The 21,020-nt window shown below is 39.0% G+C and carries 12 protein-coding genes and 1 pseudogene; 10 read left to right on the forward strand and 3 right to left on the reverse strand.

What is annotated here, in order from left to right; genetic code table 11:
• Entirely contained in the window at positions 1 to 1,242 is a 1,242-nt protein-coding gene (gene pepT, locus J0J33_RS04270) for a peptidase T (RefSeq protein ID WP_019292420.1), read from the forward strand.
• A 341-nt stretch (positions 1,243 to 1,583) separates the two neighbouring features.
• Entirely contained in the window at positions 1,584 to 3,185 is a 1,602-nt protein-coding gene (gene yjeM / locus J0J33_RS04275; RefSeq protein ID WP_019292419.1) for a glutamate/gamma-aminobutyrate family transporter YjeM, read from the forward strand.
• A 61-nt stretch (positions 3,186 to 3,246) separates the two neighbouring features.
• Here the strand turns inward: yjeM and J0J33_RS04280 are convergent, their stop codons facing one another.
• A complete protein-coding gene (locus J0J33_RS04280) occupies positions 3,247 to 4,698 on the reverse strand; it encodes a UDP-N-acetylmuramoyl-L-alanyl-D-glutamate--L-lysine ligase (RefSeq protein ID WP_206888267.1) in 1,452 nt (483 codons plus the stop codon).
• A gap of 193 nt (positions 4,699 to 4,891) precedes the next feature.
• Positions 4,892 to 5,770: a helix-turn-helix domain-containing protein gene (locus tag J0J33_RS04285; protein ID WP_019292417.1), complete on the reverse strand. Its 879-nt coding sequence runs from the start codon at positions 5,768 to 5,770 to the stop codon at positions 4,892 to 4,894.
• Between the two features lie 292 nt (positions 5,771 to 6,062).
• On the opposite strand from J0J33_RS04285, the pseudogene J0J33_RS04290 reads away from it, so the two are divergent.
• The 7 genes and pseudogenes from J0J33_RS04290 to rpoC all read left to right on the forward strand — a co-directional run bounded on the left by J0J33_RS04290 (position 6,063) and on the right by rpoC (position 19,088).
• Positions 6,063 to 6,568 (forward strand): annotated as a pseudogene (locus J0J33_RS04290) (hypothetical protein).
• 8 nt (positions 6,569 to 6,576) lie between these two features.
• A complete protein-coding gene (locus tag J0J33_RS04295; RefSeq protein WP_165716554.1) occupies positions 6,577 to 7,131 on the forward strand; it encodes a hypothetical protein in 555 nt (184 codons plus the stop codon).
• Positions 7,132 to 7,244: 113 nt separating this feature from the next.
• Positions 7,245 to 8,963, forward strand: coding sequence for a polysaccharide biosynthesis protein (locus J0J33_RS04300; RefSeq protein WP_019293339.1), 1,719 nt, complete (start codon positions 7,245 to 7,247; stop codon positions 8,961 to 8,963).
• A 95-nt stretch (positions 8,964 to 9,058) separates the two neighbouring features.
• A complete protein-coding gene (locus J0J33_RS04305; protein ID WP_206888269.1) occupies positions 9,059 to 10,942 on the forward strand; it encodes a M13-type metalloendopeptidase in 1,884 nt (627 codons plus the stop codon).
• Complete coding sequence (locus J0J33_RS04310) at positions 10,936 to 11,247, forward strand: MGMT family protein (RefSeq protein ID WP_206888271.1); 312 nt, start codon at positions 10,936 to 10,938, stop codon at positions 11,245 to 11,247. The genes J0J33_RS04305 and J0J33_RS04310 overlap by 7 nt, the downstream gene beginning before the upstream one ends.
• Positions 11,248 to 11,530: 283 nt before the next feature.
• Entirely contained in the window at positions 11,531 to 15,121 is a 3,591-nt protein-coding gene (gene rpoB, locus J0J33_RS04315) for a DNA-directed RNA polymerase subunit beta (protein WP_019293602.1), read from the forward strand.
• Positions 15,122 to 15,440: 319 nt separating this feature from the next.
• On the forward strand, positions 15,441 to 19,088 hold the full coding sequence (rpoC, locus tag J0J33_RS04320; RefSeq protein WP_206888273.1) for a DNA-directed RNA polymerase subunit beta': 3,648 nt from the start codon (positions 15,441 to 15,443) through the stop codon (positions 19,086 to 19,088).
• 92 nt (positions 19,089 to 19,180) lie between these two features.
• Here the strand turns inward: rpoC and J0J33_RS04325 are convergent, their stop codons facing one another.
• Positions 19,181 to 20,089, reverse strand: a complete 909-nt coding sequence (locus J0J33_RS04325) for a diacylglycerol kinase family protein (RefSeq protein ID WP_206888275.1) — start codon at positions 20,087 to 20,089, stop codon at positions 19,181 to 19,183.
• A 246-nt stretch (positions 20,090 to 20,335) separates the two neighbouring features.
• Between J0J33_RS04325 and J0J33_RS04330 the strand changes: the two genes are divergently transcribed.
• Positions 20,336 to 21,019, forward strand: a complete 684-nt coding sequence (locus J0J33_RS04330; protein ID WP_019292408.1) for an adaptor protein MecA — start codon at positions 20,336 to 20,338, stop codon at positions 21,017 to 21,019.
• Position 21,020 lies beyond the last annotated feature (1 nt).

The following is a 21,020-nucleotide window of genomic DNA, read 5'->3' on the forward strand; positions in this document are numbered from 1 at the left end:
ATGAAATACGAAAAATTGTTACCCCGTTTCCTTGATTATGTTAAAGTAAACACACGTTCAGATGAAAATTCAACAACTGTACCATCTGTTCCTGCTCTTGTTGATTTTGCTCATAAAATGGCAGATGAGATGCGCGAAATTGGTATTCAAGATGTACACTATCTTGAATCAAACGGTTATGTTGTAGGGACTATCCCAGCAACTACAGACAAAAATGTCCGTAAAATCGGTCTGATTTCTCACATGGATACAGCAGACTTTAATGCAGAAGGTATCAATCCGCAAATTCTTGAGAACTATGATGGAGAGTCTGTGATTAAACTTGGTGATTCTGGTTTCAGTCTTGATCCAGCAGAATTCCCAAACTTGAAAAACTACAAAGGTCAAACTTTGATTCATACAGATGGTACAACACTTTTGGGGGCTGATGACAAGTCTGGTATTGCTGAAATCATGACTTTGGCTGATTATTTAATCAATATCAATCCTGATTTTGAACATGGTGAAATCCGTATTGGTTTTGGTCCAGACGAAGAAATCGGTACAGGGGCTGACCGTTTTGATGTTGAAGATTTCAATGTTGACTTTGCTTATACAGTTGACGGTGGACCCCTTGGTGAATTAGAATACGAAACATTCTCAGCTGCCGGTGCTGTTTTAGAGTTTCAAGGTAAAAATGTTCACCCAGGTACAGCCAAAAATACAATGGTTAACGCTTTGCAATTAGCAATGGATTACCATGCGCAATTGCCAGAATTTGATCGTCCCGAAAAAACAGAAGGACGTGAAGGTTTCTTCCACCTTTTGAAATTAGACGGAACTGTCGAAGAAGCACGCGCACAATATATTATTCGTGACCATGCAGAAGATAAATTTAATGAGCGCAAAGCCTTGATGCAAGAAATTGCTGATAAAATGAATGCTGAACTTGGCTCTGAACGCGTAAAAGCCACAATCAAAGATCAATATTACAACATGGCTCAAGTTATTGAGAAAGACATGTCAATCATTGATTTAGCCGAAGAAGCAATGAAAAACTTGGATATCGAGCCAAAAATCGAACCTGTTCGCGGTGGGACAGATGGTTCTAAGATTTCATTTATGGGCTTGCCAACACCAAACATCTTTGCCGGTGGTGAAAACATGCACGGGCGTTTCGAGTTTGTAAGCTTACAAACAATGGAAAAAGCGGTAGATGTACTGCTCGAAATGCTTAAACTCAATAATAAAGTTGAAAAATAAAGCATAATAAGCTAAAATAGTTCTTAAGGTTGGGAGGAATAGCTTTCCAACAGTGATTTTTTCGAGAGAATTTACTTTTCTTAATTAAATAAACCAATAAACAAGTCGCCTTTGGGCGACCTGTTTTAGGTTTTTCTTAGAATTGTCGCACAATTATAACGAATTCTAGTTATGATTGTTCTATTCTATCTTTTATAAAAGACAATATAACTCACTGTTGAGAGTTCTGGTCAAACTTCCCACTCGCCTTTACTTATGGTAATTATACAAGTACTTTAAGTTACTTGATTTACAAATATTTTCAATCAGTCAATCTGATTATAAAAAAAGGAGGACATTTGATGTCTGATAAAGCAAAAGGGAAACTTTCTCTTGTCGGCTTATGCCTGATGATCTTCACATCAGTATATGGATTTAACAACATCCCACGTGCATTCTACATGATGGGTTATGCTGCAATTCCATGGTATATCGTGGGTGGATTATTCTTCTTCCTGCCCTTTGCCTTCATGGTAACTGAACTTGGTTCAGCTTTCAAAGAAGAAAAAGGTGGGATCTATTCTTGGATGGAGAAAGCAGTTGGTCCAACTTTCGCCTTCGTCGGAACATTTATGTGGTACGCTTCATATTTGGTATGGATGGTCAACGTTTCAAATGGTATCATGGTACCAATCACAAACATGATTTTTGGTAACTCGCTTCATGTGCCAGATCCATGGATTCTCTCAATCATTGCTATGATTTGGGTTGCTGCAATCACTTTCTTTGCACTTCGTGGTTTGGATGCAGTCAAAAAATTCGCTACACTTGGTGGTATTGCTGTTCTTTCATTGAATGCGATTCTCTTGATTTGCGCACTCTTAGTCCTTATTCTTAATGGACATCCAACAACGCCAATTACTGCTGAAGCTTTTGTAACCAGCCTTAATCCTAACTTCAATAACAGTTCTGCAATTGGCTTTATTGCCTTCATGGTATTTGCTATCTTTGCTTATGGTGGTGTTGAAGCAGTTGGTGGTTTGGTTGATGAAACAGACCAACCTGAGAAAAATTTCCCTCGTGGTGTTGTAACGTCAGCGCTTATCATTGCAATCGGTTATTCTGTAATGATTCTCTGTGTTGGTTTCTTCATGAATTACCAAACAGGCGGTGCATTTTACGAAGGCGTAAAAGCTGGAACAATTAACCTTGGTAATGCAGGTTATGTAACAATGCAATACCTTGGTGAAGCGCTTGGTGCTGCTTTTGGTATGAGTCATTCAGGTGCGGTAGTTATCGGTTCAATTCTTGCCCGTTACATGGGTCTTGCAATGTTGCTTTCATTAATGGGTGCTTTCTTTACATTGATCTACAGCCCAGTTAAACAAATTATTTCTGGTACACCAGATAAACTTTGGCCTGGTCGCTATGGACAACTTGATAAAGAATCAGGTATGCCAAAATTTGCCATGGTTATCCAATTCGTAATTGTCTTTGTTATCATCTTGCTGAACATGCTCATCAACCTTGGTGGTGGTGCAGAAGCAGCGGCGAAATTCTTTGCAATCTTGACAAACATGGCCAACGTTGCGATGACATTGCCTTACCTCTTTATCGTTATTGCCTATGCAAAATTCAAACTCAATGATAATATTGAAAAACCATTTACGCTTTATAAATCTAAAGGTGTAGCGATGGCGGCTGTAACGGTAACATTTCTTGTTGTTGCTTTTGCAAATGCCTTCACAGTAATCCAACCTATCACAGATTACTTTGCTTTGCCAGTTGCTGAACGCTCTGCAGTCCTTGGAGATACAATCCAAACAGTTGTATCAATGATTGCTGGTCCAGTTATCTTTGGTTTGGTAGCCTTCTTTATGATGAATCGCTACAAAAAACGTTACCCTGCAGAATATGCCTCATTAACAGAACTTTCTGAAGATGAATTACATAATGCTAAATAAAAAATAGCAGCTTAGGCTGCTTTTTTTTATTCCAAAACATAAAATGCCGATGAGGCAATTTTTAAATAAATTTTTCTGCTACGGCTCTATCACCAGGATAAGGTTCACGTTTATCATTGACTAACTGGAACTTGTCTGCACCCTTTCCAGCAATAATAACAGCATCATTTTGATCTGTCACACGTTGAATGGCTTGTTTTATTGCCTCTGCACGATCTGCTTCAAAATCACAGGAGCGTGAAACATAACTTGCAATTTCATCAGCAATGGCTTTAGGATCTTCGTGGTTAGAATCATCTTGAGTGAGAATGACTTCTAAGCGTTCGTGTGCTTCGATAACTTGGCCAAAATCCTTACGACGACTTTCACCTTTATTACCCGTAGCTCCTAAAACCAAGACGATTTTACCGTTATGATGAGGTTCAACAACAGACACTAAGTTTTGCAAACTAATACCGTTATGGGCGTAATCAACATAAATTCTTGCACCATTTTTTGTAGTTAACATCTCCATGCGTCCAGGTACTACGGCTTTTGCTAAGCCGTTTTTAATTTGTTCGATTGTGGCTCCTAGATGTTGGGTTGCTAAAGCTGTTGCTAAGGCGTTTTCTTGGTTAAATTTTCCAAGTAAACGAATGTCAAAATGGTCAGCTATTTTACCACTTGTTGTAAAATCGTGTGCATGAGATTCGATGATTTGATTGTCAGATTTTTCACCGTAAAAATCATGCGGGATTTTAAGATCTGCTAACTCTTGCTTAATTACATTAAAATGGGTCATTTCACTGTTGGCTACAAAGTAACCGGAATGATGTAAAAGTTGTCGCTTGCAGTAAAAATAATCTTCAAGTGTAGGATGTTCGACAGGTCCGATGTGATCGGGAGAGATATTAAGGAAGACACCAACATCGAAGTTAATAGCATAGACACGTTCAGTTTTATAAGCTTGTGAGCTTACTTCCATCACAAGGTGTGTCATTCCATTATCCGCAGCTTGGCGCATCATTTTGAGTAAGTCAAGACTTTCGGGTGTAGTTAACTCAGATTTGAAGAAATTTTTCCCATCAAGAGTTGTTTCTGCTGTAGAAAGTAAGGCTGTTTTTTGTCCGTTCATTTCATCTAAGATTGATTTAGCGAAGTAAGCAGAAGTTGTTTTTCCTTTTGTTCCGGTCAAAGCTAATATTTGGAGTTCATTTTGTGGATAATCATAAAATGATTGAGCTAAGAGACTCATTGCATGCTTCACATTTGAAACAATGATTGCAGGTATTTCCACTTCATAATCTATTTCAGAAATGTAGAAAGGTGCTGCTATGTTTTCTAGATATTCTGCTTTAAAATTTAGACCTTTCGCAAAAAATAGGGTTGATGCAGAAGTGTTTCGGCTATCATAGCTTAATTGATCGAAGGTGAAATCTTCTTCCCAGTTATAGTAATATTCCTTTTTAAAGACAATTTCGTGAAAGTTTTCGTCTTTTTTCAGAATTTCTAAAACATCTTGTATTTTGAGCATGGGTTTTTCTGCCTCCTTTATTTATACCATTTAACTCCGGAAGAGAGCTAAATTATAAGGCACTTCACTTAAATGTGGATAGGTGCTTTTTTCTTATTCGTAGGCTTAATTATACCATTTTCACTTATATTTTTGTAACTTGATAATCGCTTTATGTTTCGTGAACAAGAGAGGATAGTGCTATAGGAAGCGTTTATCTTGTTTTTACCACAGTCTCTAAGCTTTTAATTTCCTGTTCAAGTTTCAGAGCAATTTGATAGGATTCACATCGTTCAAAAATATATTGACATTTTTTCATTGTTTCTATAGCGCTCGTATCTCCAAAAACCACTTCAAAATGCGCTTTTTGATATATGAAATTTACTCTTTCAAAAAGATCGATTTCTGGAATGTTTAAAGAAGCAATAAAATCAAGTAACTCTTCTGCTAAATATTTCTGTCTATTTTTAATAAAAATCTCGAGGAAGATTATTCCAGTTTTTATTTGAGCTTTTTGGGTAAGAGGATGAATGTTTCTGCATCGTGCTGTTTTGAGTATTTTATGGCTAAACTTTGATAAGGTACCTAAGTCTAGAAATCCAGCTATGTCACTCAACAAATCAAATTCATATTCGCCCCATATTTTGATGTTAATTAAGTAGTGTTTAATGACAGTAAGACTTTTAGAAGAGAGGTGATAATGGGGATCTATCTGCTTCATGGTTGCCTCTAAGCGAAATTTATCCAAGTTTAATCTTTGAGTGGAAGATGAGCTTTGTATAAGTGATTTTTCATATTTTTGGATAATTTTTTGAAGATGGAGCGTATTACTGTTTAGATGAGCCATATCACGTTCTTCAAACCAGTCCAAAGGATTGAGTTGGGTATTAAGATGATGGAAAAATTCGTGAGGTGCTACATTTATATTATTCAAGAGATAGAGCAAAACAATGCAAGAAACATAACTGCGTCCATTTTCAAAATTAGAAAGTTGGGAAGTGGAGATGCAGTCCTTCGCCGCTTCCTTAAGGGCGAAATTTTTAGAGGTACGAAAATAACGATATATTTCTCCGATGGGCAGTGTTTTTTTCATAAAAGACTCCTATATTTTTAATATCTTTATGCTTTGAAACTGTGGTAAAAGAGCAAGAAAAAGCTTGTTTATGGCAATTTTTCTATTAACTAAGTCGACAAAGAACTGTCAATATATAGTAATTTAAGTAGTAATTTAAGCCTAAGTTATAACTGTCTTTAGCTGTAATGTTGTTATAGACTAACTATAAGCGATATAAATGGGTAGGGTTAATCAAGTACTTCAAGTATTATTCGTATCTTTGCTGAAAAATTCACACATAAAAAATCATAATCACAGGAAGGAAAATTTAATGAAAAGACAAACTAAAAAAGGGATAGTTGGTATGATTGCGCTCACTCTCTTATTTTCGACAGTTGGGCCGTCTGTGACAGGGCTAGTACAAGCGAATGATATTCAAGTAAATCAACAACAAAGTGAAAATTGGGATTCGCTTGAACAGGTTACATTTGATGAATCTGACTTGGCTTTTTTACAACAAAAAGAAAAAGAATTGATGGCAAGTCAAAATGTGCCATTATTGGCACCGCGTGCTTTTTCTATCCGAATGGTCGGAAGGAATTTGGAAGGCTTGTGGCATCGTTCAGCAGGGATGCGCAGGGCTTTAACTGCGGTAGGGTTTGGTTTGGTTGGACACAAATTAAGGCTATCGCGCGTGGCGTATATGTCTATAGCTATAGAGTCATTGCGGCTAAAATAGCAACAGTTGCAGCTTGGAACTGGGCCGTTGGCGCTGTTATTGGTGTTTCAGCAGGAGCAGCTATCTATACAATGGGAAATTTCCGGCTTTTTTATTAATCATCCTTATGAATAAAAATAACCAAACTTATATTTTTAGCGCTCTGATTTTCCTTGGTGGTAGTTTTCTTATCTTTGTTTCAGAGGAAAGTGTATTCACGGGTTTTGATTCACTTTTAGGTCTTCTTGTGGTAATTCAGAGCAGTTTCATTCTGAATTACATTGGTATATTCATCTTCCAAAACGTGGCATTCATGGAAAGAACAGTGGAGCTAAGCTATTACAAAAAACAACTGCCAAAAATTCAGGCTCTTTCTTACCTGATGGCTCTATCTTTTTTTACTGTAGCTTCGTCCATGAATTTAACTGTAGTCTTGGCAACGGTCTTCTTAATAATGATGAATACAGTAATCCGGGCTTATTTTATCAGTATGCGCATCTTAAAGTTAATGTATATCCAACGACAGATAAAGGAGCATTTTTTTAGAGGACTTCTGGGCTTAGCTTTCATCCTGCTTATAACTTATTTTAATTTTTATACCGTGACATTTTTTTCTGTGCTACTTTTATGTCAAACGTTCTGGAATTTCAAGTTAATTATATCTCACGGTTCTAGTAAATAAAGGAACTAAACTCATCCATCTAGAATTTGTAGTTCGAAATAGAACTTATTTTGTCCAAGGAGTGTTATAAACTTTTATTGTCAAAAATCCCTACTTCATGGTAAAATAGAAAAATGAATAGTACAGAAATGACTGATAATCTCAGCATGGAAGAAAAGCTCCAGCAAATGGATGCGGAAACCAAGCGTAAAGAGATTCGAGACAATAAAGCAGCACAGCAGGATACAATGATGCGCGGGACCTTGTGGTTTACTTTAGCGGATATTTTATCACGTCTTCTGGGTGCGATTTACATCATTCCGTGGTTTGCGTGGATGGGAGAACACAATAATGAAGCCAATGCCCTTTTTTCAATGGGGTATAATATTTATGCGCTCTTTCTCTTGATTTCAACTGCAGGTCTTCCTGTAGCTATTGCGCGTGAGGTAGCCCATTATAATGCGATGGGAGATGAAAATCTAAGCAATCGTTTAGTTCGTCATATCTTTATTTTTATGGTTGGGCTTGGTATTGTAGCAGCTGGTGTGATGTATATCGGTGCGCCCGCATTAGCAGCTATGTCAGGTGGAGGAGAAAACCTAACAGAGGTGATGCGCTCGCTTTCGCTCGCCATTCTGATTTTCCCGGCTATGTCAGTTATTCGAGGATATTTCCAAGGGCTTAATGATATGAAGCCGATAGCTTTGAGCCAAATTTATGAACAAGTTGTCCGTGTAATTTGGATGTTAGTATTTACGTTTATGATTATGAAGCTTGGCTTCTCAGGTGGAGATTGGACACAAGCAGTTGTCCAATCCACAACAGCAGCCTTTATCGGTATGTTGGGCTCATGTGCTGTCTTGCTCTGGTATTTGATCAAAAACAATATGCTTGGCAAGATTATTAACCCAGGCCCAAGTATTACAAAAATTAGTGCTTGGCGCCTGCTTTCACAAACCATCTATCAAGCTATCCCGTTTGTCGTTATTGGCTCAGCTATTCAAATTTTTAAAATTGTGGACCAAGCGACCTTTGTTACGGTCATGCGGTGGGTATCTGACTATAGTGATACACAGCTTTTAGTTTTCTTCTCATACTTTTCTGCTAATACCGACAAATTGACAATGATTCTCATTGGTGAAGCGATGACTTTAGGAGCTGTGGCTCTGCCACTTATTGCCTCTAACTTTGTTAAGAAGAATTATAAAGAAACAGCGCATTTGATTTCTTACGATTTTCAACTGTTTGTGGCCTTTATGTTGCCTGCGGTCCTAGGCATGACAATTTTAGCTGCACCAATCTATACACTGTTTTATGGTTCAGTAAATAGCTTGCAGCTTGCACTGTTTATCTGGGCTGTCCTCCAAAGCTTCTTGCTGGCTTTGTACACGATGGTTGCCCCAATCTTGCAAGCTTTGCACTATTCTAAAGTAGCGATGCGTTACTTCATTATTACTTTAGTGATCAAATTGATTTTGCAAGTGCCGTCAATTATGATTTTCCACTCTTATGGTCCGCTTGTGGCGACAACTATTGCTTTTGGATATGGCACATGGATTATTATTCGCAAAATTCATGAAGTTACGGGTTTCCGAGTTAAGAGTACTTTGAAAGGAATTATTGGAATCTCAATTATTACGGCTATTATGGCCGTTGTGACTCTGGTTCTTTATGGGTTGATTTCGTTGATTTTGATGCCACTTTCTCCAGGTCATTTCAAAGCCTTGCTCGTGGTAGCTGTGGCTGGTGGCGGTGGATTCTTCACCTACATTTATATTGCAGCCAAAGCTGGCTTACTTGAAAAATTAATGGGGAGCCGAGGCACAAGACTTCGTCAAAAACTTCATATTTAAAAAAATAGATAAAGCGAATTTCAGAATGCAGAGCTGTTCGGAAGTTTGCTTTTTCTTTTATGTTATAATATAAAAAACGTTTTCAGGAGGTTATAATGACACGAATACAAGATGATTTATTTGCAACAGTAAATGCCGAATGGCTTGAACAGGTACAGATACCAGATGATAAACCTCGTATCTCTGCTTTTGACGAATTGGTATTGGAAAATGAAAAAAACTTAACAGCCGATTTGCAGCGCATGTCTGTGGAACTTCCAGAAGATAATCCTGAACTGCTAGAGGCTATAAAGTTTTACAATAAGGCAGGAGATTGGAAAAGTCGTAATAAAAACGATTTCTCGGCCGTTATTAGAGAGATGGATAAGGTAACAAATCTTAACTCATTCGAGGATTTTCGTACGCATTTACTTGATTTGATTTTTCATTCTCAAGCCCCATTACCTTTCTCAATCAGCGTTGATGCAGATATGAAAGATGCAGTGCACCACTCTCTAGGCTTCACTGGTCCTGGACTTATTTTGCCTGACACTACTTACTATGAGGAAAGTCATCCTCGTAAAGCTGAACTTTTGAGTTTTTGGCAGGAAAACTCCAAAGAAATATTAGAGCATTTTGGACAAAAAGATGCCCAAGAAATCGCGGCTAAAGCAGTGGCTTTTGATGGCCTTTTGGTGGAATCAGCAAATACTGCGGAAGAGTGGGCTAAATATGCGGAGCTTTATAATCCGGTTCCTTTTAAGGAGTTTGTAAGACATTTTAAAAATATAGATTTTGACTCATTTATTAAGGGTTTGGTTAGCACTGAACCGGAGAAAATCGTTGTCTTTGAAAATCGTTTTTATGACTCTTTTGACCATATCATCAACGAAGAAAACTGGCCTTTAATTAAAGCGTGGATGTTGGTGAAAATCGCGCGTAAGGCAACCGGCTTACTTTCAGATGAATTACGACTTTTAGGGTCTGCATATGGACGTTTTTTATCGAATGTATTAGAGGCAAGGAGTCAAGAAAAACATCAACTCGATATAACGGAGAGTTATTTCAGTCAAGTGATTGGCCTTTATTACGGTCTAAAATATTTTGGAGAAGAAGCTAAATCCGACGTTAAGCACATGACTTCTGAGATGATTAAAGTTTATCAAGAACGCTTAGATAAAAATGAATGGCTCAGTCGTGCAACGATTGATAAGGCTATTGAAAAATTGAGTGCAATTACTGTGTTCATAGGCTACCCGGACAAACTTCCAGAAATATATAGTCGTTTTAAAGTTGGAAATGGAACTCTCTACGAAGATGCCTGTCATTTTGATGAATTGCTCACTGCACGTCACTATGAAAAATTTAGCGAAGAAGTTGATAAGAGCTTGTGGCATATGCCGGCTCATATGGTTAATGCTTATTATAGTCCCGACAGCAATACGATTGTTTTTCCAGCAGCTATCTTACAGGCACCCTTCTACAGTCTTGAACAGTCAGCTAGTCAAAATTACGGTGGTATTGGTGCAGTAATTGCCCATGAAATTTCACATGCTTTTGACAATAATGGAGCGCAGTTTGACAAGTATGGCAATCTCAATAAATGGTGGACAGACGAAGACTATGAAGCTTTTGAGAAGAAACAAGAAGAAATGATTGCAGCTTTTGATGGACGAGCAACTGAAGCTGGTCCAGCAAACGGCAAGTTGATTGTTTCGGAAAATATTGCCGACCAAGGAGGAATCACGGTAGCGATGACTGCTGCGCAAAAAGAAGAGGATGTTAATCTTACAGATTTCTTTAGCCAATGGGGGAAAATTTGGCGTATGAAAGCCAGCATGGAATTCCAGCAAATGCTTCTTTCAATGGATGTTCATGCCCCAGCGAAATTGCGCGCCAATATTCCACCGACAAACTTAGAAGAATTTTATCAGACTTTTGAGGTGCAAGAAAGCGACGGGATGTATCGCGCGCCTGAGCAACGTGTGAAAATATGGTAAAGGACTTTGAAGATCTTAAGCCGGAAACGCAGCGGATACTTAAGGAAATCAAAGCGGTACCCTATGGACAAGTGAGTTCATACAGAGATATTGCACTACGGGCAGGCCTTATAAATGGTGCGCGGCAAGTCGCCAGAGCGCTTCACGGTCTATCGGGAAGTCATCATTTACCTTGGTGGCGAATCATCAGATCTGATGGCACTATAGGGATGCACGGTGAAGGGCGTCTAGAACAAATTCGTTTGTTAAAATTAGAAGGTGTTGAAGTGACGGATAGAGGTAAAGTTAAGCTGAAAGAAAAGTAATTCAAGGGCATTTAGACCTTGTAAAGACAGTCGATAAATGATATAATATAGGGTAATGGTTTGTCGACAAATTCTGTGGGAAATATTGTCCCCACGGGTTTTGTAAGCAACGAAACGTCAAGTTTTCGTTGCTTTTTTGCCGTTTCTGAGCTGTAAAAAATCTAAAAAGTAATGAAAAAGACAAACTACTGACTTTTCAGAATTTTTCATAAGAAACTTAAAATCGACAAATCTTGTATAACACATCCAGAAAAACTGGAAAAATAGAATGAGGAGAATCAACTTGGCAGGACATGACGTAAAATACGGTAAACACCGTACAAGACGCAGTTTTTCACGAATCAAAGAAGTAATTGGTTTGCCGAACTTGATCGAAGTTCAAACAGCAAGTTATCAAAACTTCCTTGACGAAGGTTTGGCTAACGTCTTCAAAGAAATGTTTCCAATTGACAACTTTGCGGGCACAATGGAGCTTGAATTTGTTGGATATGAAATGAAAGCCCCTAAATACACTGTGGATGAAGCCCGTGCTCACGATGCAAACTATTCTGCACCGATTCATGTGACTTTCCGCCTTGTAAATAAAGAAACAGGCGAATTAAAAACACAAGAAGTTTTCTTCGGTGATTTCCCACTTATGACTGAAATGGGTACATTCATCAACAACGGTTCTGAACGTTTGATCGTCAGCCAGTTGGTACGTAGCCCAGGTTCATACTTCCACCTTAAAACAGATAAAAATGGTTTGGAATCTTATGGTCATACAACTATTCCTAACCGTGGTGCGTGGTTTGAATTAGATACAGACGCTAAAGGTGTTGGTTATGTACGTATTGACCGTACACGTAAGTTAACATTTACAACAATGTTGCGTGCTCTTGGTTTTGGTAGTGACGATGAAATCCTTGAACTTATGGGACCAAGTGAACTCCTCAATACAACATTGGGCAAAGATGTTCACAAAAACCCATCAGACACACGTGTTGAAGAAGCGCTTAAAGACATCTATGACCGCCTCCGTCCTGGTGAACCTAAAACAGCGGACAGCTCTCGTGGACTTTTAATTGCACGTTTCTTCGACCCACGTCGTTACGACTTTGCACCTGTAGGTCGTTATAAATTTAATAAAAAGCTTGCGCTTAAAAACCGTATTCTCGGTTTGACTTTGGCAGAGCCAATCGTTGATCCTGAAACAGGAGAAATTCTCGTTGAATCTGATACTCTTGTAACACGTGATGTTTTAGATTCTATCGAAAACCTTTTGGATAATGGTCTCAATACAACAGTTTATCAACCATCTGACGATGCTGTTATTCCTGAGCCAATTGAACTTCAAACATTGAAAGTTTACTCTCCAAAAGATCCAGAACGTGTCGTGACATTGATTTCTAATGGTCAAATTCCTGCAGAAAATCGTGTGTTGATGCCAGCTGATGTGATTGCTAACATCAACTACTGGTTAGGTCTTTCTGAAGGTATTGGTAAAGTAGACGATATTGACCACTTAGGAAACCGTCGTATCCGTTCAGTTGGTGAATTGCTTCAAAACCAAGTCCGTATCGGTCTTTCACGTATGGAACGTGTTATCCGTGAACGTATGTCATCTTCTGAAAATGAAAATATGACACCTCAAGGATTGATTAACATCCGTCCTGTAACTGCTGCAATCAAAGAATTCTTTGGTTCTTCACAGTTGTCACAATTTATGGACCAACACAATCCTTTGTCAGAGCTTTCACACAAACGTCGTTTCTCTGCCTTAGGTCCTGGTGGTATCTCACGTGACCGTGCTTCATATGAAGTACGTGACGTTCACTACACTCACTATGGCCGTATGTGTCCGATTGAAACACCTGAGGGTCCAAATATCGGGTTGATCAATAACTTGTCTTCTTATGCCAAAATCAATGAATATGGTTTCATCATGTCACCATACCGTCGTATTGATCGTGCAACGGGAACAGTTACGGATGAAGTAGAGTATTTAACAGCTGACGAAGAGGACAACTACACTGTTGCCCAAGCTAACTCACCATTGACTGATGACAACAAATTTGTCAACGAAACAGTAATGGCCCGTCACGTTGGTAACAATATTGAAGTTGATGCTTCAACTGCAGACTATATGGACGTTTCTCCTAAACAGGTTATCGCCGTAGCAGCTGCTTGTATTCCTTTCTTGGAAAACGATGACTCCAACCGTGCCCTTATGGGTGCCAACATGCAACGTCAAGCCGTTCCATTGATTGATCCACATGCACCTTGGATTGGTACAGGTATGGAACATCAAACAGCACGTGATTCAGGTGCTGCTGTGATTGCTAAACATGATGGTACCGTTGAATATGTAGATGCTGACGAAATCCGTGTACGTCGAACATCAGGTGAACTTGATATCTATAACATTATGAAGTACCGTCGTTCAAACTCAGGAACTTCATATAACCAACGTCCACTTGCTGAACTTGGTGATAAAGTTGAAGCCGGCGACATCATTGGTGATGGACCATCAATGGAAAATGGGGAAATGGCGCTTGGCCAAAACCCACTCGTTGCTTATATGACTTGGGAAGGTTATAACTTCGAGGATGCCATTATCATGTCTGAACGTTTGATTAAAGATGACGTTTATACATCTATTGCTATCGAAGAGTATGAATCAGAAACACGCGATACAAAGCTTGGCCCTGAAGAAATTACACGCGAAATTCCAAATATTGGTGATGAAGCCCTCAAAAACTTGGACGAAGACGGTATTATCCGTATTGGTGCTGAGGTTGAAGATGGGGACTTGCTCGTTGGTAAAGTAACACCAAAAGGTGAAACTGATCCTACACCTGAAGAACGTCTTCTTCGTGCTATCTTTGGTGAAAAAGCACGTGAAGTTCGTGATACATCACTCCGTGTTCCTCACGGTGGTGGCGGTATCGTTCACGATGTACGTGTATTCACACGTGAAAATGGTGATGAATTGCCATCAGGTGTGAACAAGTTGGTTCGTGTCTTCATCTCACAAAAACGTAAAATCCACGTTGGGGATAAGATGGCCGGACGTCACGGTAACAAAGGTGTCGTTTCAAATATCGTTCCTGTAGAGGATATGCCTTACTTGCCGGATGGTACACCAATCGATATCATGTTGAATCCATTGGGTGTCCCTTCTCGTATGAATATCGGACAAGTTATGGAACTTCACTTAGGTATGGCTGCACGTACATTGGGTATTCACATTGCATCACCGGTCTTCGATGGTGCAAGTGATGAAGATATCTGGGATACCGTTAAGGAAGCTGGAATGGCTGATGATGCCAAAACAGTACTTTATGATGGACGTACAGGTGAAGCTTTTGATAACCGTATTTCTGTCGGTGTCATGTATATGATCAAACTTCACCACATGGTTGATGATAAACTTCACGCACGTAGTGTTGGTCCTTACTCACTCGTTACACAACAACCGCTCGGTGGTAAAGCGCAGTTCGGTGGACAACGTTTCGGGGAAATGGAAGTTTGGGCCCTTGAAGCTTATGGTGCGGCAAATGTTCTCCAAGAAATTTTGACTTACAAGTCAGATGATGTTATTGGACGTACACGTGCTTATGAAGCTATCGTTAAGGGTGAACGTATTCCTAAACCAGGTCTTCCTGAATCATTCCGTGTCCTTGTAAAAGAATTGCAAGCACTTGGTATGGATCTTAAAGTCCTTGATGGTGAGAAAAATGTCCTTGATCTTCGTGAACTTGATGATGAAATCGAAGTTCGTCAAGAAAATATTGACATTACGCCAGAAATGCTTGAAGCTCAGGAGCAAATTGTTACTGAAGCAGTGGAAACTGAACAAGCATTGATTAGCGAAGCAAAAGAAGAAAAATAATTGTTCTTTTCTGTGAACAAGAAGTTTATTAGGAATAAGAAATAGCTTTTCGTAATAAATTTAAGATAAAAACCTTTTAAGGTAAACCGCTGTGCAAGTGTGCTAGGCGGTAATGTAGAACTGTATTTGGATGGATAACTTCTATTTTAAAAATAAGTTCTACATTGCTGCCTAGCACATGAGCTTTGATCCGTTAGATTGAAGATTTTCGGGCAAGATTGTGTTTTAAAAGATACAGCTAGCGGTCTTCACAGAAATGTTTGTCAAGAGCCAAACATTCAACAGAAAAGAAATAAATACAAAGAAAGTGGAGAAAACATTGGTCGATGTAAATAAATTTGAGAGTATGCGAATTGGTATCGCATCTCCACAAAAAATTCGTTACTGGTCATTTGGTGAAGTCAAAAAACCAGAAACCATCAACTATCGTACGCAAAAACCTGAACGCGAAGGTCTCTTCGATGAGCGTATCTTTGGTCCACAAAAGGACTGGGAATGTGCTTGTGGTAAGCTTAAAGGCGTTTTCTACAAAAACCAAGTCTGCGAACTCTGTGGTGTTCAAGTAACGACAGCTAAATCACGTCGTGAACGTATGGGGCACATCGAGTTGGCAGCACCAACTTCACACATCTGGTATTTCAAAGGGATTCCATCACGTATGGGGCTTGCACTTGATATGAGCCCACGTGCTCTTGAAGAAGTTATTTACTTCGCAAGTTATGTCGTTATTGATCCTAAGGAAACAGATCTTGAAAAGAAACAACTTTTGACAGAGCGTGAATATCGTGAACAACTTTTGAAAAATGGTTTTGGTTCATTTGTTGCGAAAATGGGTGCTGAAGCTATCCAAGATTTGCTTAACGATGTTGATATTGATGCAGAAGTTGCTGAACTTAAAGAAGAATTGAAAAATGTTAGCGGACAACGTCGTGTGAAAATCATTCGTCGTTTAGACGTATTAACAGCCTTCAAAAAATCTGGTAACAAATTAGCTTGGATGGTGCTTAATGTGCTTCCAGTTATTCCACCAGATCTTCGTCCAATGGTTCAATTAGATGGTGGACGTTTTGCCACATCTGATTTGAATGACCTTTATCGTCGTGTTATCAACCGTAACAATCGTTTGAAACGTTTGATGGAGCTTAACGCCCCTAATATTATCGTCCAAAATGAAAAACGTATGTTGCAAGAAGCTGTTGATACATTGATTGACAACGGTCGTCGTGGTCGTCCAATCACAGGTGCCGGTAATCGTCCGCTTAAATCTCTTAGCCATATGCTGAAAGGTAAACAAGGGCGTTTCCGTCAAAACTTGTTGGGTAAACGTGTTGACTACTCAGGTCGTTCAGTTATTGCAGTTGGTCCAACACTTAAAATGTACCAATGTGGTGTCCCACGTGAAATGGCTATCGAACTCTTCAAACCATTCGTAATGTCCGAATTGGTTAAACGTGAAATGGCTGCCAACATCCGTGCGGCTAAACGTAAAGTTGAACGTCAAGATGCTGAAGTTTGGGATGTCCTTGAAGAAGTTGTTAAAGAACACCCTGTCCTTCTTAACCGCGCACCTACGCTTCACCGCTTAGGTATTCAAGCGTTCGAGCCAGTACTTATTGATGGACGTGCAATGCGTTTGCACCCATTGGCTTGTGAAGCCTACAATGCCGACTTTGACGGTGACCAAATGGCGATTCACGTGCCATTGTCAGAAGAAGCGCAAGCCGAAGCACGTTTGCTTATGCTTGCTGCTGAACACATCCTTAACCCTAAAGATGGTAAACCAGTCGTTACACCTTCTCAAGATATGGTCTTGGGTAACTACTACTTGACAATGGAAGCAAAAGGACGTGAAGGAGAAGGTATGATCTTCTCTAATCCTGAAGAAGTTGAAATTGCAATGCGTAACGGATATGTCCACTTGCATACACGTATCGGTATTGCAACACAATCAATGAATAAACCTTGGACAGAATTCCAAAAAGGTAAAATCTTGATTACAACTGTCGGTAAAGTAATGTTCAACTCAATCATGCCTGAAGGAAATGAAATTTATCCAGAAGGTATGCCTTACTTGAATGAAAATACCGATGAGAACATCACAACTCAAACAGATGATCGTTTCTTCATGGAACCTGGTGAAGATATCCATAAACGTTTAGCTGAAATTGATACAGTATTGCCATTCAAGAAAAAACACTTGGGTAATATTATCGCTGAAGTCTTCAAACGTTACCGTACAACAACAACTTCTGAGTTCCTTGACTTGCTCAAGAACTTAGGTTACCATCAATCAACATTGGCTGGTTTAACAGTTGGTATTGCGGATATCCCAGTGGTTCCTGAAAAAGCAGAAATCATTGGTGCAGCACACAAACGTGTAGAACAAATTACTAAACAATTCCGTCGTGGTTTGATTACTGATGATGAGCGCTACAATGCGGTTACTGATGTTTGGCGTGGTGCAAAAGATACACTTGAAAAACGCTTGATTGAAGAACAAGATTTGACTAACCCAATCGTTATGATGATGGACTCTGGTGCCCGTGGTAACATTTCCAACTTCTCGCAATTGGCCGGTATGCGTGGTTTGATGGCTGCTCCTAATGGTCGTATCATGGAATTGCCTATCATTTCTAACTTCCGTGAAGGTCTTTCTGTCTTGGAAATGTTCTTCTCAACTCACGGTGCGCGTAAAGGTATGACCGATACAGCCCTTAAGACTGCCGATTCTGGTTACCTTACACGTCGTTTGGTTGACGTCGCTCAAGATGTTATCATCCGTGAAGTGGATTGTGGTACAGACCGTGGACTCTTGATTTCTGATATTGCCACTGGTAAAGAAATGGTAGAACCGTTGGTTGAACGTCTCGAAGGACGTTACACACGTAAAACAGTTGTACATCCAGAAACTGGTGAAGTAATTATTGGCGATGATCAATTGATTACAGAAGATATCGCGAAGCAAATCGTTGCTGCAGGTATCAAAGAAGTTACAATCCGTTCAGTATTTACATGTAAAACACCACATGGTGTATGTAAACACTGTTACGGTAAAAACTTGGCAACAGGTGAAGCCGTTGAAGTTGGTGAAGCTGTTGGTACAATCGCCGCTCAATCAATCGGTGAACCTGGTACACAGTTGACAATGCGTACATTCCACACGGGTGGTGTTGCGTCAAGCTCAGATATCACTCAAGGTTTGCCTCGTGTACAAGAAATCTTTGAAGCACGTAATCCTAAAGGGGAAGCAATCATTACCGAAGTTACTGGTACGGTTGAATCTATTGTGGAAGACGCTGCGACACGTACACGTGAAATCACAGTTAAAGGTAAAACAGATACACGTTCATACATAGTATCAATGGCCGATGTGCTCATGGTTGAAGAAGGTGAATTTATCCACCGTGGTCACCAATTGATCCAAGGTTCAATTGAACCTAAGCACTTGCTCCAAGTACGTGATGCTTTATCTGTTGAAACTTACTTGCTCGGTGAAGTTCAAAAAACTTATCGTTCACAAGGGGTTGAAATCGGGGATAAACACATCGAGGTTATGGTTCGCCAAATGCTTCGTAAAGTCCGCGTAATGGATACTGGTGATGTTGATATCTTGCCTGGTGGACTTATGGATATTTCTGACTTTGAAAAAATCAATGAAGAAGCTCTCCTTTCAGGTAAAACACCAGCGACAGCACGTCCTGTTCTTATGGGTATTACCAAAGCATCATTGGAAACAAATTCATTCTTGTCTGCTGCATCCTTCCAAGAAACGACACGTGTCTTGACTGATGCTGCAATCCATGGTAAAGAAGACCACTTACTTGGTCTTAAGGAAAATGTCATTATCGGTAAGATTATTCCTGCCGGTACAGGTATGTTCCGTTACCGTAATCTTGAGCCATTGTCAGATTTGTCAAATGCTCCTGAAGTCACTGTTTCAGAAACTGAAATTGAAGAAGTAAAATAAAATAAAAAATAGCGATGATTATATCGCTATTTTTTTGTAAAAGAAAAACGGAAGATGAACTCTTATTGAAAAGATAGTCTTCCGTTTTATTATTAACAAATAATCTTTCTTTTTTCAGAAGTTAGAGTCAAAGTGTCATTGGCTTGGATAGTAAAAGACTCTCCATCGATTTGAACGGGTTGAACGGACTGCGATGTTACTGCAGCTGCTGTGGAAACACTATGATGGAAAAGGTTATTGTCTAAATGTTTTCCTTTAAGCAGACTAGGAATTAACGAAAATATTTTCGGGATACTATATCTGTCCAACTCAACCAAATGAATTTCCTGGCTGAGATTAGTCGCTTCAGGTGCAATTTGAATACCACCGCCAAAATAGGGATGCTTAGTAAAGGTCAAGAGAAAGGCATTATCAAACTTAAAAGCATTTTTCATGTTATAAACGCTAAGCTCAAACGGTTTTTTGCTAAATAAAACATGAAGGGCAGTCAGAAAGTAAGAAAGCCTGCCTAACTTGAGTGCATTAAGTATGCTTTTCATACGTCCACTGTTAGTTGCTTTGACAATGGCTGCATCTAAACCGATTCCTACATTATTGAGCGCGTAGCCAGAAAACGATTGCGATTTATAATGGATAACATAAAAGTCTTTGGTCTTATCTTGGCGAATATTTTCGAAGGCTTGGATAGGATCAAAAGAAAGCCCCAAACTCCGGGCAAAATCATTACCTGAACCAGAAGGAATGTAACCAAAGGACAGATCATCCGGTAAAGCATTGAGAGTCAAAGAAATGGTACCGTCACCACCTAAGATGACAATCCGGTCCTCTGCTGATTTATCTTCCAGGATTTTTTGGATAAAAGCTGCTTCTTGCCCAGTATGTTCGGTCGCAAAGAGTTTGTAAGAGAGGCCCTCTTTTTCAAGATAGGGCAGTAAAAGTTTCAATGAACGCTCCCCTTTGCGTGAACCGGCATTGGGATTGGCAAGAATGTAATAAATCATAGAACTATTTTATCAAAAAAATATATTTTAGAGGTAAATAACATAACAATTTCCAATGATACAAAAAATTTCGTAAGAGTAACAAAGTAAAAAAAGAAAGTTTTCGAGTGAATGGCAAAAAACGCGAACAGCCTTTTATATGTTATAATTAGAAGAAACAGTTAAATATAAGAAAAAATATTTCTGCAATGAAAACTAAAAGTTATGGTTCTCATGCAGGTTAATGAAGAATAATAGGTTAAAAATATGCAATACGAAGAAATAAACGAAAAAACGATAAAGATTAGCCTAACCTTTCAAGATTTGGTTGATCATGATGTCAAACTCTCTGATTTTTTTACAAATCAGTCAATGGTTGAAAATCTTTTTTATGAATTAGTAGAAGAACTAGGACTTGAGGAAAGGTTCTCATCAGGACTTTTAACTTTCCAAATTCAACCTTTCCCTAAAGGGGTGAATATTATTGTTACTGAAGAAAATATTGATATTGATCCCAATAATCTCCCAGATGATCCCGAAGAATTTGAGCAACTTATGACGGATTTCTTTGGACGTGTGGAAGATTTAAAACAAAATGGCGGAACAATGGCAGATACAAGTACAACTGAAACAAAAGAAACAAAAGTAGAAAATAAACCAGATCCAGATTTTGTCTTCTATTCTCTAGAATTTGAAAACATGTCTCAACTTTTAACAGCAGTAAAAAATGTTAAAATTGATGCAGAGGAATCTGAACTTTATAGCTATGAAGATAAGTTTTATTTGATTATTTTGGACAATCAAAAGTCAAAAGGAAAGACAGCCGTAAGTTCGATGCGTGCCCGAATGTTAGAATACGGACAGGAAACGATCAACAGTCGCGAAACACTACAAGAATACGGCGAGATACTAATCAATACACGTGCTTTGGAAGTTCTCTCAAAAATTTAAG

Source organism: Lactococcus sp. LG1267, assembly GCF_017309545.1.
GTDB lineage: Bacteria > Bacillota > Bacilli > Lactobacillales > Streptococcaceae > Lactococcus > Lactococcus petauri.